The sequence below is a fragment of the Fusobacterium mortiferum ATCC 9817 genome, from assembly GCF_000158195.2.
GTDB classification, from domain to species: domain Bacteria; phylum Fusobacteriota; class Fusobacteriia; order Fusobacteriales; family Fusobacteriaceae; genus Fusobacterium_A; species Fusobacterium_A mortiferum.
This window is the reverse complement of sequence record NZ_GL987988.1, coordinates 849,637-872,971: the sequence shown is the minus strand read 5'-3', so window position 1 is coordinate 872,971 and position 23,335 is coordinate 849,637. Positions and strand designations below refer to the sequence as shown.

General features: G+C 29.6%; 18 protein-coding genes and 1 riboswitch. Of the genes, 6 read left to right on the top strand and 12 right to left on the bottom strand.

What is annotated here, in order from left to right; translation table 11 throughout:
* Positions 1–4 precede the first annotated feature (4 nt).
* A complete protein-coding gene (nhaC, locus tag FMAG_RS05160) occupies positions 5–1,459 on the top strand; it encodes a Na+/H+ antiporter NhaC (RefSeq protein ID WP_005884682.1) in 1,455 nt (484 codons plus the stop codon).
* Positions 1,460–1,524: 65 nt separating this feature from the next.
* Here nhaC and FMAG_RS05155 read toward each other — a convergent pair whose 3' ends face one another.
* Positions 1,525–1,842, bottom strand: coding sequence for a hypothetical protein (locus tag FMAG_RS05155; protein ID WP_005884680.1), 318 nt, complete (start codon positions 1,840–1,842; stop codon positions 1,525–1,527).
* A gap of 64 nt (positions 1,843–1,906) precedes the next feature.
* Positions 1,907–2,518 (bottom strand): MarC family protein, encoded by a 612-nt coding sequence (locus FMAG_RS05150; RefSeq protein WP_005884678.1) that lies wholly within the window; start codon positions 2,516–2,518, stop codon positions 1,907–1,909.
* Between the two features lie 185 nt (positions 2,519–2,703).
* On the opposite strand from FMAG_RS05150, the gene uvrA reads away from it, so the two are divergent.
* Genes uvrA through gloA2 form a run of 4 tightly spaced genes read left to right on the top strand, consistent with a single transcriptional unit; the run spans position 2,704 to position 7,207 of the window.
* Positions 2,704–5,628: an excinuclease ABC subunit UvrA gene (gene uvrA / locus FMAG_RS05145; protein ID WP_005884676.1), complete on the top strand. Its 2,925-nt coding sequence runs from the start codon at positions 2,704–2,706 to the stop codon at positions 5,626–5,628.
* A 24-nt stretch (positions 5,629–5,652) separates the two neighbouring features.
* Entirely contained in the window at positions 5,653–6,243 is a 591-nt protein-coding gene (gene ruvA, locus FMAG_RS05140; RefSeq protein ID WP_005884673.1) for a Holliday junction branch migration protein RuvA, read from the top strand.
* A gap of 26 nt (positions 6,244–6,269) precedes the next feature.
* Complete coding sequence (locus FMAG_RS05135; RefSeq protein WP_005884672.1) at positions 6,270–6,761, top strand: thioredoxin family protein; 492 nt, start codon at positions 6,270–6,272, stop codon at positions 6,759–6,761.
* A 56-nt stretch (positions 6,762–6,817) separates the two neighbouring features.
* Positions 6,818–7,207 carry an SMU1112c/YaeR family gloxylase I-like metalloprotein gene (gene gloA2, locus FMAG_RS05130; RefSeq protein WP_005884670.1) on the top strand — a complete coding sequence of 130 codons (390 nt, stop codon included), beginning with the start codon at positions 6,818–6,820 and terminating at the stop codon, positions 7,205–7,207.
* Between the two features lie 334 nt (positions 7,208–7,541).
* Here gloA2 and FMAG_RS05125 read toward each other — a convergent pair whose 3' ends face one another.
* From FMAG_RS05125 to hpf, 6 genes are all read right to left on the bottom strand, one after another.
* On the bottom strand, positions 7,542–8,243 hold the full coding sequence (locus FMAG_RS05125) for an energy-coupling factor transporter transmembrane component T family protein (protein WP_005884668.1): 702 nt from the start codon (positions 8,241–8,243) through the stop codon (positions 7,542–7,544).
* Entirely contained in the window at positions 8,230–9,645 is a 1,416-nt protein-coding gene (locus FMAG_RS05120; RefSeq protein ID WP_005884667.1) for an ABC transporter ATP-binding protein, read from the bottom strand. The genes FMAG_RS05125 and FMAG_RS05120 overlap by 14 nt, the downstream gene beginning before the upstream one ends.
* A 1-nt stretch (position 9,646) precedes the next feature.
* Positions 9,647–10,231, bottom strand: a complete 585-nt coding sequence (locus FMAG_RS05115) for an ECF transporter S component (protein WP_005884666.1) — start codon at positions 10,229–10,231, stop codon at positions 9,647–9,649.
* 4 nt (positions 10,232–10,235) lie between these two features.
* Positions 10,236–10,844: a YkoF family thiamine/hydroxymethylpyrimidine-binding protein gene (locus tag FMAG_RS05110; protein ID WP_005884665.1), complete on the bottom strand. Its 609-nt coding sequence runs from the start codon at positions 10,842–10,844 to the stop codon at positions 10,236–10,238.
* A 47-nt stretch (positions 10,845–10,891) separates the two neighbouring features.
* A riboswitch (TPP riboswitch) is annotated at positions 10,892–10,993 on the bottom strand.
* Between the two features lie 46 nt (positions 10,994–11,039).
* A complete protein-coding gene (locus FMAG_RS05105; RefSeq protein ID WP_005884664.1) occupies positions 11,040–12,452 on the bottom strand; it encodes a leucyl aminopeptidase in 1,413 nt (470 codons plus the stop codon).
* 89 nt (positions 12,453–12,541) lie between these two features.
* Positions 12,542–13,093 (bottom strand): ribosome hibernation-promoting factor, HPF/YfiA family, encoded by a 552-nt coding sequence (gene hpf, locus FMAG_RS05100; RefSeq protein WP_040493769.1) that lies wholly within the window; start codon positions 13,091–13,093, stop codon positions 12,542–12,544.
* Positions 13,094–13,343: 250 nt separating this feature from the next.
* Here hpf and cysK point away from each other — a divergent pair, with 250 nt between their 5' ends.
* On the top strand, positions 13,344–14,261 hold the full coding sequence (gene cysK, locus FMAG_RS05095; protein ID WP_005884662.1) for a cysteine synthase A: 918 nt from the start codon (positions 13,344–13,346) through the stop codon (positions 14,259–14,261).
* Between the two features lie 97 nt (positions 14,262–14,358).
* Here cysK and FMAG_RS05090 read toward each other — a convergent pair whose 3' ends face one another.
* From FMAG_RS05090 to FMAG_RS05075, 4 genes are all read right to left on the bottom strand, one after another.
* Positions 14,359–15,042: an ABC transporter ATP-binding protein gene (locus tag FMAG_RS05090; protein ID WP_005884661.1), complete on the bottom strand. Its 684-nt coding sequence runs from the start codon at positions 15,040–15,042 to the stop codon at positions 14,359–14,361.
* Positions 15,035–16,198, bottom strand: coding sequence for an ABC transporter permease (locus FMAG_RS05085; RefSeq protein ID WP_005884660.1), 1,164 nt, complete (start codon positions 16,196–16,198; stop codon positions 15,035–15,037). Before FMAG_RS05085 ends, FMAG_RS05090 begins: the two co-directional genes overlap by 8 nt.
* Positions 16,199–16,267: 69 nt before the next feature.
* Complete coding sequence (pbpC, locus tag FMAG_RS05080) at positions 16,268–18,511, bottom strand: penicillin-binding protein 1C (RefSeq protein WP_005884659.1); 2,244 nt, start codon at positions 18,509–18,511, stop codon at positions 16,268–16,270.
* Positions 18,511–23,319 carry an alpha-2-macroglobulin family protein gene (locus tag FMAG_RS05075; RefSeq protein WP_005884658.1) on the bottom strand — a complete coding sequence of 1,603 codons (4,809 nt, stop codon included), beginning with the start codon at positions 23,317–23,319 and terminating at the stop codon, positions 18,511–18,513. Before FMAG_RS05075 ends, pbpC begins: the two co-directional genes overlap by 1 nt.
* Positions 23,320–23,335 lie beyond the last annotated feature (16 nt).

The following is a 23,335-nucleotide window of genomic DNA, read 5'->3' as shown; positions in this document are numbered from 1 at the left end:
TCCTATGAAAAATGATTCATTTGGAGAAGTGAAGGAAACAAAATTTATTCATGCTGTAATACCATTAACATTTTTGGTATGTATTTTAACATACACTATAAGGTATACCCAAGCCTCCCCACACATCCCTATTATTATTTCAGGAATGTTAGCTGTTTTTATAGCTATGTTCGTTTTAAAATACAAATGGGCTTATTTAATTGAAGGAATTTTAAATACTATAAAATCTTCTATGGAAGCTGTTTTAATTCTTTTAGTAATTGGAATGTTAGTAGGAAGCTGGATAATATCTGGAGTAGTTCCTACTATGATATTTTATGGTTTAAAAATAATATCTCCAAGTATATTTTTACCTGCTGCACTTATTTTATCTTTAATAGTAGCACTAACTACTGGAAACTCTTGGAGTACAGCAGCTACTATCGGAATAGCTCTTATGGGAATAGGTGCAGGACTAGGAATTCCTCCACAAATCACTGCAGGTGCTATAATTTCTGGAGCATATATGGGCGATAAACTTTCTCCCCTTTCTGATACTACAAATCTTGCTCCTGCTATGGCAGGTTCTGATATTTTTGAACATATTAAAGCTATGCTCTACACAACTATACCAAGTTTTATAATAACTATTATTCTTTTTATTTTTATAGGAAGAAAATATTCAGATATAGGAGTAGATACAGAGTCATTAAATAAAATATTTGTAGTATTAAATCAAGAATTTAATATCACTCCACTTTTATTTATAATTCCTTTAATTACAATAGTATTAGTTGTAAAAAAAGTTCCAGCTATTCCAGGACTATTTTGTGGAACTTTAATAGGAGGGGTAGGAGCTGTAATTTTTCAGGGAGCTACTGTAAAGGATTTTATTACAGCATTGCAAATTGGATATGTATCTAATTCTGGAAATCAATTTGTAGATGAACTCTTAACTAGAGGTGGAATGAATAGTATGATGTGGACAGTGACACTTATTATTTGTGCTCTTTTTCTTGGAGGAGCTATGGAAAGAGCTAAAATGTTAAGTGCTGTTGCAAATAAAGTATTAAGTATAGCAAAATCAACTGGAAGCTTAATACTAGCAACTGTATTTACTTCAATAGCTACTAATATACTTGCTGCTGAACAATATCTTTCAATAGTAATAACAGGAAGAATATATAAAGATGCTTATGCTAGTAGAAATTTACATCCTACTACTTTATCCAGAGTTTTAGAAGATGCTGGAACAATGACATCACCTCTAATTCCTTGGAATAGTTGTGGAGCATATATGATGGCTGCTCTTGGTATTGCTCCTTGGATTTATGTTCCTTACTGTTTCTTAAATCTTATCAATCCTATAATCTCTATAATCTATGGTTATACAGGATTTAGTATCAGATATATAGATTCAACAAAAGCTAAAAAAATAAGATTTAAAAGTATATTTGCTACAAATATTTTTGGAAAATAAAAATTAGTTTTTAAAATAAAGAAGAGATTTTAACTAAGTTAATTCTTAGCTAAAATCTCTCTTTTTTAAATCTCCTTTACTCCTACTTTTTTTAATCCTTCAATCAATTTCTTATTAAACATTCCTGTTATTTTATGTTTTTTTCCTGCTTTTGTCATAAGTGTTAATGTATTCAACATTCCTACTGAAAAAGCTTCTATCTCTCCTAATAAATACTCAAATTTTGAATACATACTTCCTTGAGTTGGAGCAAATGCAATCTTTCTATTAGTTATATATAATATTCCTGGTTGAGGTTTTGGTACCATTAAAACCATTGTAATATGTGCTGCTTGAGCTTCTGCTACAATCATTTCATCCTTTTCTAAATTTATTAATAACATAACATATCTTCCCCTTTTTTATATATTATATCACTAAACTTAAATAAATCTATCTAAATTATTTTTAAAAATTTATCATATGTGATAATCCATCAAAGAATATTCTAAATCCTATAGACATAATAAATATCTGCATCACTTTTGATAATATATAAAGTACTAATTTTCCAAATATTCTTTCTAAATAATTTCCTACCATTAATACTAAATAGATTATAATAAAAGCTACTAAAATAGAAAAACTATTACTTGTAAGTCCATTCTCAGAACGTCCAATTAGAGCTGTAGTCAAACTTCCAGGCCCTACTAACATTGGAAAAGCCATAGGTATTACAGCTTGCTTTATCTGTTCATCTGGAGAAAGTTGCTTTTCTGAAGTTCTTTTTCTCTGTGGAGAGAAGATTAAATTTTTAATTGCCATCAAAATTAAAATCAAGCCTCCAGCCATTTTCAACTCATTCATATTTATTTTATAGAAATTAGTCATTAAAAATTCCCCAAATAAACTAAAAATCCATGTTATAAAAAATCCTGTTATAGCTATCATCTTAAAAAGTTTGTTTCTTATTTCTTTTTCCATTCCCTCTGTCATTCCTATAAAGAGTGGAACATTTCCAAAGGGATTTAAAACAGCTATCAGTGTTAGAGCATTTATAAAAATAGCATCTACTCTCATTGTTACTCCTTTCATTTTAAATTTTATTTACCAAACATTGTTACTATTATATATTTTTTAAATTTATTTGTCAATTTTAATCTTCATTTTAAAATAAAATATCATCAATCTTTTAATTCTGATAAAAATAGTGTATAATATAAAGTGAAAAATAAATATTTATAGATAAAGAGGTGTACAATTTTATGCTTGATAAAATAGTTATAAAAGGTGCCAGAGAGCATAATTTAAAAAATATAGATATAGAAATTCCCAAAAATAAATTTGTAGTAATAACAGGGGTAAGTGGAAGTGGTAAATCTTCTCTTGCTTTTGATACAATATATTCAGAGGGACAAAGAAGATATGTAGAAAGTCTATCTGCCTATGCCAGACAATTTATTGGACAGATGACAAAACCAGATGTAGATAGTATAGAGGGATTAGCTCCAGCTATATCTATTGAGCAAAAAACAACTAACAGAAACCCTCGTTCTACTGTTGGAACTATTACAGAGGTATATGACTATATGAGACTTCTGTTTGCTCATATTGGTACTGCTCACTGTCCTGTGTGTAATAGACCTGTAGAAAAACAGAGTATAGAAGAGATAGTAGAGGGAGCTTTAGAAAGATTTCAAGAGGGAGATAAGATGATAATTCTTTCTCCTGTAGTTAAAGATAAAAAAGGTACTCATAAAAATCTTTTTCTTAATCTTTTAAAAAAAGGTTTTGTAAGAGCTAGAGTAAATGGAGAGATTTTATATTTAGAAGATGAAATTATCTTAGATAAAAATAAAAAGCATAATATTGAAGTAGTTATTGATAGATTGATTCTAAAAAAAGAGGATAAAGAGTTTCAAAGTAGACTTACCCAAGGAGTAGAGAGTGCATCAGAACTATCTAACGGAAAAATAATATTAAATGTAAATGGAGAGGATTTTAGTTACAGTGAAAACTACGCTTGTCCTGAACATGATGAAGTAAGTATTCCAGACTTAAGTCCTAGACTTTTCTCTTTTAACGCTCCATTTGGTGCTTGTCCTGAATGTAAAGGAATAGGAAAAAAACTTGAAGTAGATGAGAATAAACTTATTGAAGATGAGGAACTCTCTATTCTTGATGGTGGTATGTATATTCCAGGAGCTTCTAGCAGAAAAGGATATAGTTGGGAGATTTTTAAATCTATGGCTAAAGCTTTCAACATAGATATATCTAAGCCTATCAAAGAGATGAGTAAAAGAGATTTAGATATAATTTTTCATGGAGCTACTGAAAAATTTAGATTTGATTATGAGGGAGATGACTTCCAATTCCATGGTTATAAAGAGTATGAAGGAGCTGTAAAAAATTTAGAGAGAAGATATTATGAAACTTTCTCTGATGCTATGAAGGAAGAGATAGAAAATAAATATATGATAGAGAGAGTTTGTAAAGTTTGTAATGGTAAAAGATTAAAACCTGAAGTCCTAGCTGTAACAGTTGGAGATAAAAATATTATGGAACTTTGTGATATGAGTATAAAAGATGCTCTAAATTTTTTCAACGGAATAACTTTAACATCTAAACAGGAAAAAATTGCTAAAGAGATATTAAAAGAGATAAGAGAAAGGTTATCCTTTATGATAAATGTAGGACTTGATTACTTAAGTCTTGGAAGAGAGACTAAAACTCTTTCTGGAGGAGAATCTCAAAGAATAAGACTAGCTACTCAAATTGGGTCTGGTCTAACTGGAGTGCTCTATGTATTAGACGAGCCAAGTATAGGACTACACCAAAAAGATAATGATAAATTACTAGCTACTCTTGGAAGATTAAAAGATTTAGGAAATACTCTAATTGTTGTAGAGCATGATGAAGACACTATGATTCAAGCTGATGAGATAATAGATATTGGACCTAGAGCTGGAGCTTATGGTGGAGAGATTGTAGCTCATGGAACTCCACAAGAGGTTATGGAAAATCCTAACTCTCTTACTGGAAAATATTTAAAAGGTGAATTAAAAATAGATATCCCTAGTACTAGACGTAGTTGGGATAAATCTCTAAAAGTTATTGGAGCAAGGGGAAATAATCTGAAAAATATAGATGTTGAGATTCCTTTAGGAGTGATGACAGTTGTTACTGGTGTAAGTGGAAGTGGTAAATCTACTCTTATCAATCATACTCTTTTCCCAGCACTGTTTAATAAATTAAATAAAGGAAAGCTCTATCCTCTTGAATATAAATCTATTGAGGGAACTGAACATTTAGAAAAAGTAATCAATATAGACCAAAGCCCTATTGGTAGAACACCTCGTTCTAACCCTGCTACATATACAAAACTATTTGATGATATTAGAACTCTTTTTGCTGAAACAAAAGATGCAAAAGCACATGGATTTACAAAGGGAAGATTCTCTTTCAATGTGAAAGGTGGAAGATGTGAAGCTTGTCAAGGAGCTGGTATTATCAAAATAGAGATGAACTTTTTACCTGATGTATATGTAGAGTGTGAAGTGTGTAAGGGAAAAAGATACAACAAAGAGACTCTTGATGTATTTTATAAGGGGAAAACTATATCTGACGTTTTAAATATGAGTGTGGCAGAAGCTTATGAGTTTTTCCAAAATATACCTGCTCTTGAAAGAAAGCTAAAAGTATTAATAGATGTAGGGCTTGATTATATAAAACTTGGACAACCAGCTACTACTCTATCTGGAGGGGAAGCACAAAGAATAAAACTGGCTACAGAGCTCTCTAAGATGACTAAAGGAAAAACTATATATATTTTAGATGAGCCAACTACTGGACTGCACTTTGAAGATATTAGAAAACTTCTAGAGGTTTTAAATAGACTTGTAGAAAAAGGAAATAGTGTAGTTATTATAGAACATAATCTAGATGTAATAAAAACTGCTGACTATATAATTGATATTGGACCAGATGGTGGAGATAGAGGAGGAACTGTTGTAGCTTGTGGTACTCCTGAGGATATAGCTATGGTAGAGAAAAGTTATACAGGAAAATATATAAAAAGAATGCTAGAGAATGCAGTAGAAGATAGAAAAATTATCCCTGTACCTAAAAAAAGAGGGAGAAAGAAAAAAGAAATTTTAGAAGTAGCAGAAGATAAACTTACTTTAAAGTAACTTTAAAAAAAGGAGAAAGAATAGATGTTTGAATATTTAAAAGGTAAGGTAGAGTATAAGAAACCTGATTACTTAGCTCTTGATGTAAATGGGGTTGGATATAAGGTAAATATATCCCTTAGAGTTTATGATAAGATTAAAACTGGAGAGAGTGTTAGACTTTACATATTTAACTATATAAAAGAGGATGCTTTTAAGCTGATTGGATTTTTAGAGGAAAGAGAGAGAAATCTTTTTGAGATGCTTTTAGGTGTGAAAGGTGTAGGTGTATCTCTTACCCTTTCTATTATGTCTACTTTTGATGTAGAGCAACTTAGAAAAATAGTAGCTGAAAATGATTATGCTACACTTAAGAGAGTTCCGAAACTTGGAGAGAAAAAAGCTCAACAAGTAATTTTAGATTTAAAAGGAAAACTTAAAGCTATTGGAAATCTATTTACTCAAGATGAAAATCTATTTGAAAGTTTTGCTATTGAAGATGAATTGTATGAAGCATTAGAAGCTCTAGGGTACAGTCAAAAAGAGATAAATTCTCTTGTATCTAAAGAGGAGATAAGAGGATTTACCTCTATTGAAGAGGCAATTAAATGTGTATTAAAAAAGGTTAAATATTAAACCTAAAAATATTAGGAGGTATTATAATGGAGTATAAAGAATTATTTGAAACAGGAATGAGTTATGAAACTTTTTTAAGTATTGCAAGTGCTAGTGAAAGAGAAAAAATTGCAGAGATAACTAAGGTTATTTCTATTTGTGAAGAGTACACTAACAAAATAAAGAACCTTGATAAACCTTATAATTTTTTATTAAGTGCTGAATCTTGGTGTCCATATGTAAGAGCTACTATACCTGTACTTGTTAAAATGACAGAGATTAACCCAAATATAAAACTTAGAATCATAACAGAAGGAAGAGGTTTTAAATATCTTAGAGAAAAATTAAATATCTCTGAGGAGTTATATGTTGTTCCTACTCTTGCTATATTAGATGAAAATTTTGAATTTGTAACAAGATATGTAGGAAGACCTGCTAAATATAGAAATATTGGTTTTGAAAATGTAAGCAAAGAGTATTTTGCTGGATATCGTTCTGATGATATTATAGAGGAGATATTACAAAAAATGGGAGTATAAATTCTTAATTAAAAAGTCCTAATGCTATAAATCTAATTAACATAAGGAGAACAACTATGTTAAATATTAAAAAAATTCATCATGTAGCTATTATTGTTTCTGACTATGAAAAATCTAAAAATTTTTATACTAATATTTTAGGATTTAAAATTTTAAAAGAAACATATAGAGAAGAAAGAAAATCTTATAAATTAGATTTAAAAATTAATGAAATTTATCAAATAGAGTTATTTTCATTTCCTAATCCTCCTAAAAGAGTAAATAATCCTGAAGCAAGAGGTCTTAGACATTTAGCTTTTGAAGTGGATGATATAGAAGATGAAAGAAAAAAATTGTTAAGTTACAATATTGAGTGTGAAGAAATTAGAATAGATGAGATAACAGGAAAAAAATTTACATTTTTTAAAGACCCAGATGGTCTTCCTTTAGAGCTATATGAATATTAAATATTTTTTATAAAATTGTTGTAATGTAATATTTTTTGTAACTACTCAGCCAGTAGATTGATTTAAGAAAACTCAAAGAGTTGTGTAATTTATCAAATCTTAAGAATTACTCTCGTTCAAAGAATAAAGAGTAAGTAAAGTTCAACTCGTTAAAAACATAAAACTCGGCTACGCCTCAAACAGTTATGTTTTTTAGCACTCGTTTTCTCTAACTTACTCTAATATTCTTTTCAATCTCCGTAATTCTTAAAGATATTTCTTATTCAACTTCTTGGAATAGAGAACAATTCTTAGTTTTCTTTTTAAATCATAAATTGCTGAGTAGTTACAATTTTTAAAATTTAATTACTAAAAACAGTATCAAACTAGGTAAAAAAATCAAAAGTAGATAATCTATTTTATTAACTTTCAACTTTACATACTGACTTCTTTTACTTCCAACTTGAAACCCCTTTGATTCCATTGCCATAGCTATATTTTCAGAAGCTCGGATAGCTGTAACCAACATAGGTAACATAAAAAGATTTCTCTTTACTCCCCTCGCTCTATAAGCATATGAGATATTTCTATACTCATTTTTCACTATGGGAATAAAATTATAAGCAGCCATTATACCATAAGCAAATTTTTCTGAAAGTTTAAATTGTTGCATAAGGCTCAATATAAAATGTCTTGGATTAGTGGTATAAACAAATAAAAATCCCAATCCTGCGTAAGCTAATACTCTTGCAGAAAGCTGTAAACCACTTTCACTATTTTCCATAGTTACAACAATTTTTGTCATATCATTTATATTAGTACTTACCTCTTCACTACCATAAAAATATCCAGTAAAAAATATTCCAAGAGCCATAATTATTACTGGTAAAAATGAAATACACAGTTTTTTTATATTAACTTTTGAAATTATCATAAGTAAAATAGATATCAAAAATATTGAAAAATTAATATAGTAGTTGTATTCAAAAGAGAGAATAAGAGATATTAGAAATATTGTCAACCCTTTATATCCTGGATTTAATTTAGATATACTCAACTCTTCTCATCTCCTTATCTTTAAATTCATATATACAATCTGAATACTCAACTACTAAGTTTATATCGTGAGAAACTAAAATTATACTAAGCCCCTCTTTAGATTTTTTTGACAGAAACTCCATAATCTCCCTACTAGTTTTATTATCCTGTCCATATGTTGGCTCATCACAAAGTAAAACCTTTTGGTTTCCACACAACATTGAAAGAACAGCTAGTTTTCTCTGCTGTCCTTGACTCAACGAGTAAGGAGAAAAATTTTTATACTCGTAAAGATTAAACTCTCTAAGTAAGTTTTCAGCTCTCTCTATATTTTTTTCACTTTGATTTTTGTATACTCTATTTAAAGTAAAAAGTAGTTCATCTATTACTTTATAGGTTATAAATTGGTTTTGAGGATTTTGAAAAACTATTCCTATCTCCTGTAATAACTCTCTATCCTTTAATTTTTTAAACTCCCTACCTTCAAACAGTATACTTCCCTTTTTATATTTTACAATTCCAACTAAAAGATTTAAAAGAGAACTTTTTCCAGCTCCACTCTTACCTATTATTGAAGTTATTTTTCCCTTTGATATCTTAAATGAAAGTTTTTCAGCTAAAATATTTTTTCCATAACCTAACTCTAAGTCCTTAATCTCAAATATATTATCTCCTATTTCATCATCTATATATCTTTTTTTATCTGAAATTTCTCTATCTTCCAAATATATATTTAAATTTTCATCTGAAATTTTACACCCTCTATCTAAAGTAATTAAATTATAATTTACTTTTTTCCAAAGGGATAATCTATGGTCTATAATTATAAGAGTAGTCTCTTTTTTTCCATTTAATTCTAAAAGAATATCTATTATCTCTTGGGCTGAAAATATATCTACATTTGCAAAAGGTTCATCTAATATTATAATCTCTGATTCTAAAGCTAAAATAGTAGCTAATGCAACTTTTTGCTTTTCTCCACCTGAAAGAGTACTTATCTCTCTATCTTTTAGATATAATATTCCACACTTCTCTAATACTTCATCTACCTTTTTATCCATCTCTTCCACAGGATAATTAATATTTTCTAAGGTAAAGATTACCTCTTCCTTTACACTTTCCATACAAAATTGTGTATCTGTATTTTGAAACATCATACCTATCTTTTTAGCTCTATCCTGTGTAGAATATTTTTCTATCTCTTTGCCATCTAAAATAATATCTCCCTCTACTAATACTCCCTTATGTTCTGGATAAAGTCCAGCTAGTATATAAGCAAGTGTAGATTTTCCACAGCCAGAAAAACCAGTAATTAGATAAATTTCTCCAGAATTAAAAGAAAGAGAGAAATTTTTAACTATCTCTCTTTTTGATTTTTCTGAATATTTAAAAGTTATATTTTTACAAACTAACTTTTCCATCTTACTCCTCTATCTCGTCTTGCCCTAATCTATAACTACTTAAAGCCCCAGTTTTTGCTAATTTTTCAGCTAATAATTTAGAGATAATACCAGCAAAGAATATAGAACTAATCACTCTTACAATAAACATTCCTAAAATATACATAGGAGTAAATTTTACATATCCTCCTCTTACAAATCCCCATATAAAACTAAATACACAGGCAGCTACAGCAGCTATACACATATTTTTCATAGAGAAATCTCTATAACCTTTTCTTGCAAAAACAAGCTCTGGTCCCATTCCTTGAATTATTCCAGATAAAATAACTATTGGTCCAAACATATTTCCCATAATTACCTCTATTACAGCAGATAAAACTTCTGAAATTGTAGCTACTCCAGCTCTTTGAATAATATATGGAACAAATGTAGAAGCCATAAACCACACACCAAAAACTATCTCATAGGCATATGGAGCTAATCCAAATGGTGCTAATAGTGTCGCCATAAAATTAGCTAAATATACAGCCCATAGATAGATAAATGAAAATACCACTGAAAAAATACAAACCATTATTACATCTTTTAATTTCCAATTAAACATACTCTTACTCCTTTGTTGGACTATTTACAGAAATAGTTACTTGTAAAATATAGTGAGATAGATTTTCCTCTCCATATTTGAAAATCTCCTCTAATACATCAAAAACATTGTGTACATCTCCCTCTAATATAGAAACATAGTGAGAGCTTCTAGCAAAAACTCCTCTCTCTTTAGCTGTCATAACAATTTTTGCTATATGTTCCATATAATCCTCTTCTCCCATTGGATAGAAAGAAATTTTACTAACTACATCAAATTTTTTATCTCTAATATTTTTCTCATTTACCTTTTCATCGTCTACTTCCATAAATGAATCAGCATCAGTATCTCCAGGACACCCTTTAGAAAAAGTAGCTTCTAAAGCCATATGTACATCTTCTCTGTAAGCATTTACAAAAAGCCCTTTTACTACATCAAAAACATGCACTCTTTTTCCTCTTACACAAGTACTCAATTTATCTGTTTGTTTCCAAACTTTACTTGTATCTGTTTTTTCAAGTCCCCCTAAAATAATCTCAACAAAGTTGTCACTCATTGGGTATAATGAAAATCTAGCTCCAGATACTCCCTTGCTAGCACCTCCAATACACCATAAACAATCTTTCAATCCCATAAAAAAATCCTCCTTTTAAATTACAAAAGGAGGAATTATAAATTAATATCTTAGTTATAACTACTCCTTTCGTTGGTATTAACCAAATCAAGTTCAATGGGTTTAGAGTTTTACTCATTCTCAGCCAAAAGGCTCCCCAGTTATTATTAACAAAATATAATATATCACTTAATATTCGTTTTGTCTATAATTTTTTTATCTATTTTTGCAATACTCATAAAGTCCTCTTACATGAACTCCAGAAGCTCCCTTTTTATACCATTTACTTGAATTATTATAAGCTGTTCCAGCTATATCCATATGTGTCCAAGGTGTTCCTTCAGCAAATATTTCTAAAAATTTTGCTGCTGATATAGCACCTCCCCATCTAGCTCCCATATGTTTTAAGTCTGCTACATCAGATTTTAAATCCTCAGCAAACTCTTCATCTAATGGCATTCTCCAAATTCTCTCTCCATATTTACTACAAGATTTTTCTAAAAGAGAGTAAACTTCATCTCTATTAGAGAATACCCCTGTAGTAAAAGTACCTAAAGCTACCATCATAGCTCCTGTAAGGGTAGCTACATCTATTATCTCTGATACTTTTTCATTTCTTACTATATATGTTATAGCATCTGCTAATGCAAGTCTACCTTCTGCATCAGTATTTATTATTTCCACATACTTCCCATTCATAGATTTTATAATATCTCCTGGTCTATATGAATTCCCATTGATAGCATTTTCACAAGCTGGAACAACAGCCACTACATTTTTCTTAAGTCTATTTTTAGCGATAGCACACATAGCCCCTATTACTGTAGCTCCTCCTGTCATATCATCTTTCATATTCATCATAGAATCAGCCGGCTTTATACAAAGCCCTCCAGTATCATATGTAAGTCCTTTTCCTACTAATCCCATTATATCTTTAGAATCTCTATCACCAAAATATCTCATGACTATAAGTCTTGGTTTTGTAACAGAGGCTTTTCCTACACTATATAATAAATTCATTCCTAACTCTTGTATCTTATTATCATCTAGTACTTCAACCTCAAATCCAAACTCTTTTCCTAATTCAACTGTTCTTTCAGCTAAAGTTATTGGATTGATTATATTTGCTGGTAAATCTACTAAGTTTCTAATTACATCAGTAGCCTCATTTAAAATTAGACTCTCTTCTAAGTTAGTAAGTTCAATATTAAAAAACTCTACATCTAATTTTTCAGATTTTTTCTCCTTAAACTCATCAAAAGAGTAGTTGATATTTCCTACTATTTCACAAAGAATCTCCACTTTAACCAATTCTTTTGTATTTGTAGAGATTAGTATACTTCCTTTTTTATCTGAAAGATATTTAAATATTACCTCTCTAAAAAGATTATCACTAATCTCCTCTTTTTTACCAAATCCTAAAATATCCATAGAGATTAATCTATCATTTTGAATAAAATTTAATGATAGCACCTCTCCTTTTTTACCAGTAAAATTATTTCTCTCTTTTAATCTTTCAACTAGTTCTTTCTCAGACTCTGACATATATTCACAATAATTAGTTTCTCCCTCTACTACTAAAATAAGATTTCTATCATAAAATTTTTCTAATTTATCTACTACTTTCATATCTCACTCCTTTAAATACTATTTTTCTCTATTATATCAAAAAGGCTACCAATATGGTAGCCTTTTTTTATTAAATTTTCAAATTTAACTTATCTTTTTGAAGGTTCTATATGTCCATAGTCTCCATCTTTTCTCTTATAAACTATGTTCATTTCTCCTGTTTCTGCATTTGTAAATGGGAAGAATGCTCTATTTAAAATTTCTAGTTGAAGTATTGCTTCCTCTACGTCCATTGGTTTAGGAGGTAAATATACCTTTACAACATTTACAGCTGCTTCTTTCTCAACTGTATTTGTTTCTGGGTCATATTTTACTTTTCTAATCATTGGTTCTCTTGATTGAACAGCAGTTCTTATTTTATCTTTATGTTTCTTTAATTGACCTTCTAATACGTCTGAAACTCCATCTATAGCTGCATATAAGTCTGCATCTGTACAAGAAGCTTTTACTGTACTTCCACCTAGATAAGCTAAAACTTCTGCTGTATGATAATTACCAGTTTTTAATTTTACCGCTGATAAATTAATAGCTAGTTCTATTATACCGTCGTGATACTTTTCAACCCTTCCTAATTTAGTCTCCGCGTAATTTTTGATTGCATCTGTTATAACTAATTGTTTTCCATGGATAGTCATTTTCATAATACCACTTCCTTGTTGTATCTTTTGTTTTGTTACTTTATTATACTCCACAAATTGCCAATTTCCTTTTTTTTATTTAAAAATTTTTTATTTTTTTAGTTCTTTTTAATTGAGTTATTTTTTTTATTAATTCCTAGATTTTATTAAATTACTTCCATTTTTTATGAATATTATTTTTATAATTTTGAGTTCTTCATTTTTCTAATAATTTATTTTAAAATCTTATTATAAAATTTTAGGAGGAAAATTTATGATAAAAAATTCTATTTTAGATTTAATTGGTAATACCCCAATGTTAAAAATAAATAATTTAAATACATATGGAAATAATATTTTTCTTAAACTAGAAGGTTATAATCCTAGTAGAAGTACAAAAGATAGAATTGTTTTAGAAATGATAGAGGATGCAGAGAAAAAAGGAATAATAAAAGATAGTACTACTATAATGGAAGCTACTAGTGGAAATACTGGAATCTCTTTAGCTATGATTTGTGCTATTAAAAAATATCCTTTGAAAATAGTTATGCCTGATACTATGAGCATAGAAAGAATTCAATTAATGAAAGCTTATGGTGCTGAAGTTATTCTTACTCCTGGTATTTTAGGAATGAAAGCTTGTTTAGAAAAATTAGAAGAATTAAAAAATAATATCAAAGATGTCTTTATACCTAATCAATTTGATAATATCAATAATCCTAAAGCTCATTATAAAACTACTGCTAATGAAATTTTAAAAGATTTAAATTATAAACTTGATATATTTTTTTGTGGTACTGGAACTGGAGGAAGCTTTTCTGGGATATCTAAAAAATTAAAAGAGGTTCTTCCAAATATAAAAACTTTTCCTGTTGAACCACTTAATTCCCCTCTATTATCTAAAGGATACATTGGTAATCATAAAATACAAGGAATGGGAATGAGTACTGGAAAAATTCCAAGTGTCTATGATAAAACCTTAGCTGATAATATTTTTACTGCAAGTTGTGAATCTGCCTTTGATATAACTAAAACTTTAGCTCTAAAAGAAGGAATCCTTGCTGGTATTTCTACTGGTGCAGTTCTTAGTTGTGCTTTAGAATTTTCTAAAAATAATCCAAATAAAAATTTAAATATAGTAATTTTATCTACAGATTCTGGAGAAAAATATCTATCTAGCAGTGTATTTTAAAAGTTAATTATAATTTTACTTATAAAAAACTCAAGAATAACTTTTATTTAATCTATAAGCAATATTCTTGAGTTTTTATTTAAATTAATTTATAGATTTACCCCTCTACTAAAACTCCCTTTTTCAAATAAAGTTGTTTATCAGAAATTTCTGCTAAATCTTTAGAGTGAGTAACAACTATTATGGTTTGTTTCTCATTTTTATTGATATCTTTTAAAATTTTAAATATCATCTCACTTGTTTCTTCATCAAGATTTCCAGTAGGTTCATCTGCTAATAGTATTTTAGGGGAGTTTATAAGGGCTCTAGCTATTGCTACTCTCTGTTTTTCTCCACCAGAAAGTTGTGATGGCTTATGATTCTCTCTCTCTCCTAGTCCTACCTTTTCAAGTAACTCTTTAGCTCTTTTCTCTATCTCTAACTTTTTATCAAAATTATTTAAGAGTGCTGGTAACATTACATTTTCCAATGCTGTAAACTCTGGTAAAAGATAGTGAAACTGAAATACAAAGCCTATCATCTGGTTTTTTATTTTATCTCTTTCCTCTTCAGAAAGTTTATCTACTTCCTGCCCACCTATAAATATTTTTCCACCATCTACTCTATCTAGTAGACCCATTATATTTAAAAGCGTAGATTTACCAGAACCTGAACGTCCAAGTATAGATATAAATTCTCCCTCTTCCACTGAAAAGCTTAAATTATTTATTATATGTAACTCTTCTACACTTCCACTATATTTTTTTTCTACATTCTCCAGTTTTAAAATTTCCTTACTCATGTCTTAATGCCTCCACTGTTTCCATTTTTGCTCCTCTATATGCTGGAAATATACTTGATATAAATATTATTCCAAAATTAGCTCCTATAATTATAATAATCTCTTTGAAAGATATTTCCACAGGAATTTTAGTAATATAATATATAGAAGTTATAAAGTCCAATGTGTTATTTTTTATATACCAAAGAAATGTAAGGGAGATAAGAGTTCCTATTGCTATACCTATCCCACCTAATATCATTCCTTGTATTAAAAATATTTTCATAATATTTTTTTTAGAAAATCCCATTGCTCTCATTATTCCAATATCTTTTATCTTCTCTCTCACTAACATATTGAGAGTTACCCATACTACAAATCCAGCTATTACAACTATCAAAGAAAAGACAAGTATCATTACAGTTTTTTCTAAAGAGAGAGCTGATAAAAGATTTCTATTCATCTCTCCCCAAGTTCTTGAATATATTCCTGTAACTGCCATTATCTTATCTGATATCTCAGGAGCTCTATATGGATTAAAAAGTGTTACATCTATCTTAGATGATATATCCTCTCCATAGGTTAGGTACTGTACAGCTTTTAATGGAAGTATTACCATATTTATGTCATAATCATAATAGCCACTTTGGAATACTCCCTCTATCTCAAATTTTATCTCCTTATTCTCTGAAGAGATTATACTGACCTTATCTCCTATCTTTGCTCCTATGGAATTAAAGAGTTCTTTTCCAATAAGAATACCATTTATTTTATCTGGAGAAATATTTCCAGATACAATTTTTTTATCTAAATCCATAGCTTTTTTAGCACTCTCTAAATCATAGCCTTCTATTTTTACTCCAGAAACATAACCACCATAAACCCCATTATATTTAAAAATTCCTTGGGTAGATATACTTGGTACTGCTCCCTTTACTCCCTCTATCTTCTCTATATCTCTTTTTATATCTTTATAATTGCTAATCTTCTCTCCATTGGATACCATTATATGACTTGTTACTGAAAGTATACTATTTATCATATTCTTATCCAATCCATTAGCTATTCCAATAGACACCATCAATACAACTACTCCAATAGTTATCCCCACTACTGATATTAAACTCTGTTTTTTCCTCTCTATTATATGCTTCTTAGCTATAAAAAACTCTATCATCAGTTACCTCTTTTCCTTATGTATTACTTTTTCTTAGCAATTAATTTTACCATATTTTGCAATATAAGTCTATTTTCCTCTCAATATATAAAATTTTACCTCTACTACCTCTCCACTTTCTGAAACCAGTGTAAGTCTATGCTCTCCTTCTAAAAAATCAAAAGCTCTCTCCCTATCTCTGCCACTAAAAATATATTTTCCATTGTGATACCAATAAAGTTTTTTATTTTTAGGATTAGCCACTTTCACTATCAAGCTTTTTCTCTCCTCAAAATCTTTAGGCAAAAATATTTTTATATTATTAAGTGGATAGATAATTTTTATCTTCTCATCTCTTACATTGGATATGGATATATTTTCTCTAGCCATATAGTCTAATAACTCTATTGGATAACTTAAAACTATTTTCTCTTTACTCTCTATAAACTCTTCGTTTCTTGAATCTATCTCCTCTCCTTTGGAGTTTATAAAAACTTTTTTATAATAGGGAGATACTTTTAAACTTTTAGCATCTTTTGGATAATCTATCTCTTCACTAGGTACATCATATCTCAACCTATATCCTGTTTCACTATCTATCTCCACTTTTTTTAACTCTTCACTTGGTTTTATAAAACTCTCATTTTCGTTTGGAAGTACCTTAAAGATTTTAAATAAAAGCTGTCCAGCAGTAACTACTCCAGAGATATTTCTATTTCCCTCTCCAGTGAAGTTTCCACACCAAACCACTACTGTCCATCTAGGAGATATTCCCCCAGCCCAAGCATCTCTTTGTCCATAGCTAGTCCCTGTCTTCCAAGCTATTCCATCTCTGCCTAAATAGAGATTATCTATCCCATATCTTTGTACACCTTGCATAGCTTCAAGAGTGAGATAACTAGCCCCTTTGGATATAAGCTTTCTCCCATCTATTTTTTTATCATCTCTTATATATTTTAAATCTTTAAACTCTCCATATTGAGAGAGTCCATAATAAAGCTTGGCAATATTTTCTATACTCATCTCTTTAGTTCCCAATATAAGAGATAATCCATAGTTAGAATAATCTCTTTCTGGGAAATTTATTACATCTTTTAGAAAGTAAAAAAATTTATCTACTCCATACTCATCTAAAAGCTTTACAAAAGGAATATTTAGAGATTTTTTTAGAGACTCTCTTGCCTCTACTAATCCTTGATATTTTTTATTGGCATTTTGAGGATTGAAGTTTGAAAAATAAAGAGGTACATCTAAAAGTTTTGACTTTGGAGTAATGAGTCCTTCATCAATAGAAAGAGCATAAAGGAAGGGCTTTAACACAGAGCCTACTGACCTTTGAGCTACTACACCATCTACCTGTCCATTTCTTTGAAAATCATAAAAGTTTTGTGAACCTACATAGGATTTTACCTCTCCACTATGATTATCTACCACTATGATAGCTGTATTTTTTATCCCTCTATTATTTAGATAATCTCCATACTCTCTAGCTATTCTTTCAATATTTTTTTGTAACTCACTATTTATTGTACTTTTTATTATTTTATCATCATATTCATTAACTAATCTTCTAGTGAGATGCGGAGCTAAGGAGTTAAAATATTTTCTCTCCTTTGGTAACTCCTCTTTTATAGAGAGTCTATACTGTTTTTCATCTATCACTCCTCTTTCGTACATACTTTTTAGAAGATTATCTCTCTTATTTAAAAGCTTATCTCTATTTTTCTCTATCCATATAAGCCCAGGAGAGTTAGGAAGTACTGCTAAAGTAGCTCCTTCAGCCCAAGTAAGATTTTTAGCACTCTTTCCAAAATAAAGTTGTGAGGCTGTTTCATATCCTACTATGTTACTTCCATAGGGAGCATTATTTAGATAAAGTTCTAAAATCTCATCTTTAGAGAGATATTTTTCTAACTTATAACTCTCTATTATCTCCTCTATTTTACTAAGATATGTTCTCTCTCTTCTCTTATAAAGTTTTACTCCCTGCATAGTTATAGTACTAGCTCCCACTCTTCTTTTTTCTAAAAGATTCGTTTTTACTGCTCTTACTATTGCAAGATAGTCCACTCCATTATGAGAATAAAATTTTCTATCTTCATAGTTAAGTACTGCTAATTTTAATCTAGGGGGTATCTCTACCCCCTTGATTTGCCACTGCTCCTCACTATTTAAGTAAGCCCCTATTATATTATCTCTATCATCTAGTACAACTTGACTGTATCTTTTTTCTATCTCATCTCTCATCTTTTCAATATCAAATTCACTATATATTTTGATACAGAATATTATAGGTATGATGAGGATTAGAGGTAAAAATCTTAACTTTCTCATTATTTTACCTCTACACTAAAGCCATTTAAATAAGCTCTATACTCATTGTTATACATTCCCTCTGCCTTAGCTCCTGAAAGATTATATTTTCCTTTAGTTACAGCATTAAGTTTGATAAAAAAACTCTGTCCCTGTTTATTGTAATTGTTAAAATCAAAGAAGAAATTAACTCTGTCATCTCTTATATCTTCATATTCTAAATTGTTATTAGAAGTTTTTTCTACTACCCATTGAGGTGGATTTATTTTTAATAGCCTACTATTTTCTATCTCCCAACCACTAGGAATAATTTGTGTAAGAGCTATATTATCTTGATAGAAATATCCATTTACATCATCAGCAGGTAAAACTTTTAATTCCATATAGAAACTACTTCCTTTTATTAGTGATTTTACATCTATCTCCTCTCCATTATCTCCATAGAATTTTCTCTCTATTTTTATATTTTTACTCTCGTCACTTTGAGTATAATTGATAGGTATTCCTTCCCAATATTGATTTACATAGAGTTTATCTCCTATGACTTTTACCTCTTTCATATTCTCTTCTGAGTACTTCCATACTCCATCTTTTTCATCAAAACTTATCTCTTTGCCATCTACTATTAGTTTTCCTACTACCTTTTCTCCCTTACTATTTTCTACAACTTGTGCTATAGAGATTAGAGAGTAACCTATACTTTGAGTAGATAACCAATTTTGTGATTGTAGTGTACTAACTATATCTTCATAAAGTTTTTTATCTACTTTATTATAGATAGTATAGTAAGAGTTAAGGACAACTGCCTTATCTCTTAATTTTGAACCATAGTTATCTGTATAATAATCAAAAGGCTTATCTTTTATCTCTGTTGAAAGTTTGTCGGCAATCTCTCTAGCTATCTCTTTTTCTCCTATCAATGCATAAGCAGAAGCTAGATACCATTTAGATATCTCATCTAAATTTTTAAGATTATTATCATAGATATAGTTCATCTCACTTATTTGTGCTTCTTGTCCAAGGGCTAATATATATAATAAATATGTTTTATAGTTTAAGTTATAGCTACTGTCTTTACTTTTCTCAATTGAAAACTTAAGCCAAGAGTTATATAGAGAATCTGGAACATAGTAACCTCTTTCTTTTGCCATTACCATAAAGTGTCCTACATAGTTAGTTGCCCATAAATCTCCATCACTATTTCCAGCCCAATAACTAAACGAACCATCTTCTAATTGGAAACTACTTAACTTAGCTATACCAGCATTTACATTTTTTACACTTTGCTCCTTAGATATATCCTTACTATTTGATAGTATATCAATAAATAGTTGTGGGAAAATAGTAGATACAGTTTGCTCTACACAACCATATGGATATCTAATCAGCTCTTTTAATCTATTATCTATTGCTAAAATTGGAGTTGAAGAGATAACAACCTTTCCATTTGCACTTCCTATTATACTTTCTTCTGGGAATTTAAAAGTTTTTTCCTTTTCTACATACTCAACTTTATTGATATATGTATAAGGATTATTAGAAGTAATATCTATTTTTACTATCTCTTCATTTGAGTAACTTGAAGAGTTTATTCTTAGTTTAGCTTCCCTGTTTCCTATCTCATCTCCTACTTTTACATCAAAGAAGATATCTTTGCTCTCTCCATTTTTTAACTCTACACTTTGAGTATATCTCTTACCTAAAAATTCAAACTCTACATCTATCTTTCCTATATTTTCTTCTGTAGCAAAAATTTTTACAGGTACTTGGAACTCATCTCCTACTTTTAATACTCTAGGTATAGAGAAATTTGTTACAATTGGAGCTTTTACTTCCACTCTTTCCTGTGCCATACCATAGCTCTCTCCACTTGCTCCTGTTACCATTACTCTTACAGCTCCTGTATAATTTGGTAACTCTAAGTCTACACTTCCTCTTCCCTCATCATCAGTAGTTAGTACTCCTTTAAATATTGCAAGTGGCTCAAATCTCTCTGATTGCTCAAATCCAAAAGAGTTAGCTGACTTATTCATTCTAGCTTCCGCCATTAGATAACCATCTCCACCAGCAGTTAATACCTGATGTATATCTCCAAAAGTTCTACCTATTATCTCTGAATAGTTGTCATAAGCAGAAAGTTGTAATCCTTCCTTTTGATAAAAATAATCATATGGATTAGGTGCTTTATAGTTAGTTATCTGTAGTAATCCCTCATCTACTACTGAGATTGTATACTCCATTTTTTTATCAGCTTCCACATTGACTTTGAATTTTTCATTAGGTTTTAAAACTACAGGAGTATCTAATTTTATATTCAATTTTTTACTCTCATCTTTTACAACTATTGGTACTGCCCCATAAAGCCTAATAGGTCTATCATTGTTAGAATTTTCATAGCTTTGGAAAAGTGCCACTGTTACATAACCATTTGGGAAAAGTTTTTCATCTACATCTATCTCTATAATAGTACTTGTATCCTCTATATCTTTCCAATATCTTTGTATTATCTCTCCAGATTTTTCTATAGTTACTAAAGCTTTAGTTCCCTTTTCTCCTTCAAAATTTATCTTAGCCTTCTCTCCTATATTATACTCTTTTTTATCTGCTTCTATTTTTAATTTATCTATTTTTTTACTTACACTTGAATCTTGCCAAGTAGAAGCATATAGATTTATTCCAGCACTTTGATGAGTTTTCATATCTTCTACTTCTACAAATATCTCTCCACTTCCATCTATCTCATAATCTAAAAGATATGGTTTATCAGTTGTAGTTATCTCTCCCTCATATAGAAGAATACTATTTTTATCTGTCTTAATAGATTTTAAGAAATTATTGTAGTCATAGTAATCCCACCACCAAGAGTACTCATTTTTATATACTCTATATTTTAATTTTCTACCACTTATTAATTTTTCTCCATCTTCAGATACAGATACTACTTGTAAGTTTAGTTTATCTCCACTTTTAATATATCTATCTTCAGGATTTTCTATTCCTACATATGAATCGAATCTATTTACCTTAACTCTATCTATATCTATTACTGGTCTACCATTTGGTTCTATTACACGAGTTACTATCTCTCCTTCTAAATTTAAATTTTTAGGTATGTTATCTGAAAGATTGAAGTTTATTTTTCCTTTTCCATCATTGTCTAATTCTCCCCTTTGACTCAATCTTATATCAGCTGTATAGGTAGTTGGATTTGAAAAAGTAAACTTTTTATATCTTTCGAATCTTAATTTTTTCTCTCTAATTGTTAAATCACTTTGGTATTTAAGATTTTCAGCTGGTGCTCCAAAAAGATATTGTGCTGTAACCTCTCCTAAAAGATTTGCTCCATCATCTACACTCTCAGGAAAATCTCCGTCTACCTCTATCTTATATGGTACTATACTTTCAACAGGAAGTTTTATTGGAAACTTTTTCTCCTTTTCTCCACCTACATAGATAGTAGCTTCCCATATTCCAGTTTCACTCTCTTTTTTAGTTTCAAAGGAATAAGTGAAGAAGCCATTTTCTCCACTAGTTATTACCTTACCATCTATATATTTATCTCCTCTAGGAGTAAATACATCTATTTTTATAGGCTGTCCCTCTGGGTATTTTCCATCATTATCTCTAGCTATAACTCCAATATTTACAGTATCTCCAGGTCTATATACTCCTCTATCTGAATAGACAAAGGCTCTCATTCCATCATCTTTATACTCTCCATCTACTAAAAATCCATCATAAGATAGTTTCGAATCAGATAGTTTTAATATAGAGATTTCATCTTTATTTTGAGCTAATAGATAAAATATCTTATCTCCCTTTTCAAAAACAACCTCTCCATTTTTATCTGTCTTTTTCTCCTCTAGGATTTGATTATTTACACTGATAGCTTTTATATCTACATCTTTTAGTGGAGTATTTTTTATGACATCTAAAATATTCACTATGAGTTTATTGTTACTTTCTTTTTGAGCCACTATTCCCATATCAGAGATTAGTATTCCCTTTCCTATTCTTCCCTTTGTATCAAAAAAATTATCTCTTTGCCATTGAGCTACACTGCTAGGAAAAGTATAATCCACTCCATCTTTATCAAAAGAGAGCTCCACTATATATATTCCCTTCTCATTAGTAAGATTTTTTAACTCTATCTCATTTTGATTCCAAATATTTTTCTTATAATCTAAGGTATAATCTTTTTCAAAAATAGTTTCTCCTACTTTATAGAAATTATTTTGTACATAATAATCAAAAATATTTCCATCTCCTTGAAATTTAAAATCTTGTAAAAACTGTGTAGTATTATTCAAGAATATTTTCTTTATCTTTAAGTTAACCTTCTTAACATTAACTGATTTAAAAGCTATTCTATTTTCATTTAATTTTGGTAAAATTATTCCCTCATTTGAAAAAATAATTTTTGGCTCTACCTCTTTAAACTTTATAGTCTCATTTTTATTCTCAGCTAGTTTACTCTTCTCTCCTTTTAATCCCTTGAGTAACTCTATCTCATACTCACTATTTATATCAAAATCTCCAGTGATTATAATATGCTCTCTCATTTTTAAAGCTTTATATTTTACTTTTGGATTTACTTTAATATATCCCTCAAGATTTTCCTCTTTTATCTCCTCACTCATAGTGATATCTATACTTGGGTTTCCTCCGGGTGTTGTAGATATATTTTTTATCTCTAAATTTTTCTCCTCTTTTGCTTCAATATTTTTTTCCTCTACAACCTTTACCTCTTTTTGTTCCTCTATCTCTTTTTTCTCTCCATTACACGCTACCAATAAAAGAGATAAAAATAGTGCCATCTTCTTTTTCATCTGCCTCACTCCTTTT

Bases quoted from the DNA above. Each gene is read 5' to 3' on its own strand.
- hpf (WP_040493769.1), bottom strand. From the start codon at position 13,093: ATGAAAATGACTATCCATGGAAAACAATTAGTTATAACAGATGCAATC.
- FMAG_RS05135 (WP_005884672.1), top strand. From the start codon at position 6,270: ATGGAGTATAAAGAATTATTTGAAACAGGAATGAGTTATGAAACTTTT.
- nhaC (WP_005884682.1), top strand. From the start codon at position 5: ATGAAAAATGATTCATTTGGAGAAGTGAAGGAAACAAAATTTATTCAT.
- cysK (WP_005884662.1), top strand. From the start codon at position 13,344: ATGATAAAAAATTCTATTTTAGATTTAATTGGTAATACCCCAATGTTA.
- pbpC (WP_005884659.1), bottom strand. From the start codon at position 18,511: ATGAGAAAGTTAAGATTTTTACCTCTAATCCTCATCATACCTATAATA.
- FMAG_RS05155 (WP_005884680.1), bottom strand. From the start codon at position 1,842: ATGTTATTAATAAATTTAGAAAAGGATGAAATGATTGTAGCAGAAGCT.
- FMAG_RS05085 (WP_005884660.1), bottom strand. From the start codon at position 16,198: ATGATAGAGTTTTTTATAGCTAAGAAGCATATAATAGAGAGGAAAAAA.
- FMAG_RS05115 (WP_005884666.1), bottom strand. From the start codon at position 10,231: ATGTTTAATTGGAAATTAAAAGATGTAATAATGGTTTGTATTTTTTCA.
- FMAG_RS05075 (WP_005884658.1), bottom strand. From the start codon at position 23,319: ATGAAAAAGAAGATGGCACTATTTTTATCTCTTTTATTGGTAGCGTGT.
- FMAG_RS05110 (WP_005884665.1), bottom strand. From the start codon at position 10,844: ATGGGATTGAAAGATTGTTTATGGTGTATTGGAGGTGCTAGCAAGGGA.
- gloA2 (WP_005884670.1), top strand. From the start codon at position 6,818: ATGTTAAATATTAAAAAAATTCATCATGTAGCTATTATTGTTTCTGAC.
- FMAG_RS05150 (WP_005884678.1), bottom strand. From the start codon at position 2,518: ATGAGAGTAGATGCTATTTTTATAAATGCTCTAACACTGATAGCTGTT.
- uvrA (WP_005884676.1), top strand. From the start codon at position 2,704: ATGCTTGATAAAATAGTTATAAAAGGTGCCAGAGAGCATAATTTAAAA.
- ruvA (WP_005884673.1), top strand. From the start codon at position 5,653: ATGTTTGAATATTTAAAAGGTAAGGTAGAGTATAAGAAACCTGATTAC.
- FMAG_RS05120 (WP_005884667.1), bottom strand. From the start codon at position 9,645: ATGGAAAAGTTAGTTTGTAAAAATATAACTTTTAAATATTCAGAAAAA.
- FMAG_RS05105 (WP_005884664.1), bottom strand. From the start codon at position 12,452: ATGAAAGTAGTAGATAAATTAGAAAAATTTTATGATAGAAATCTTATT.
- FMAG_RS05090 (WP_005884661.1), bottom strand. From the start codon at position 15,042: ATGAGTAAGGAAATTTTAAAACTGGAGAATGTAGAAAAAAAATATAGT.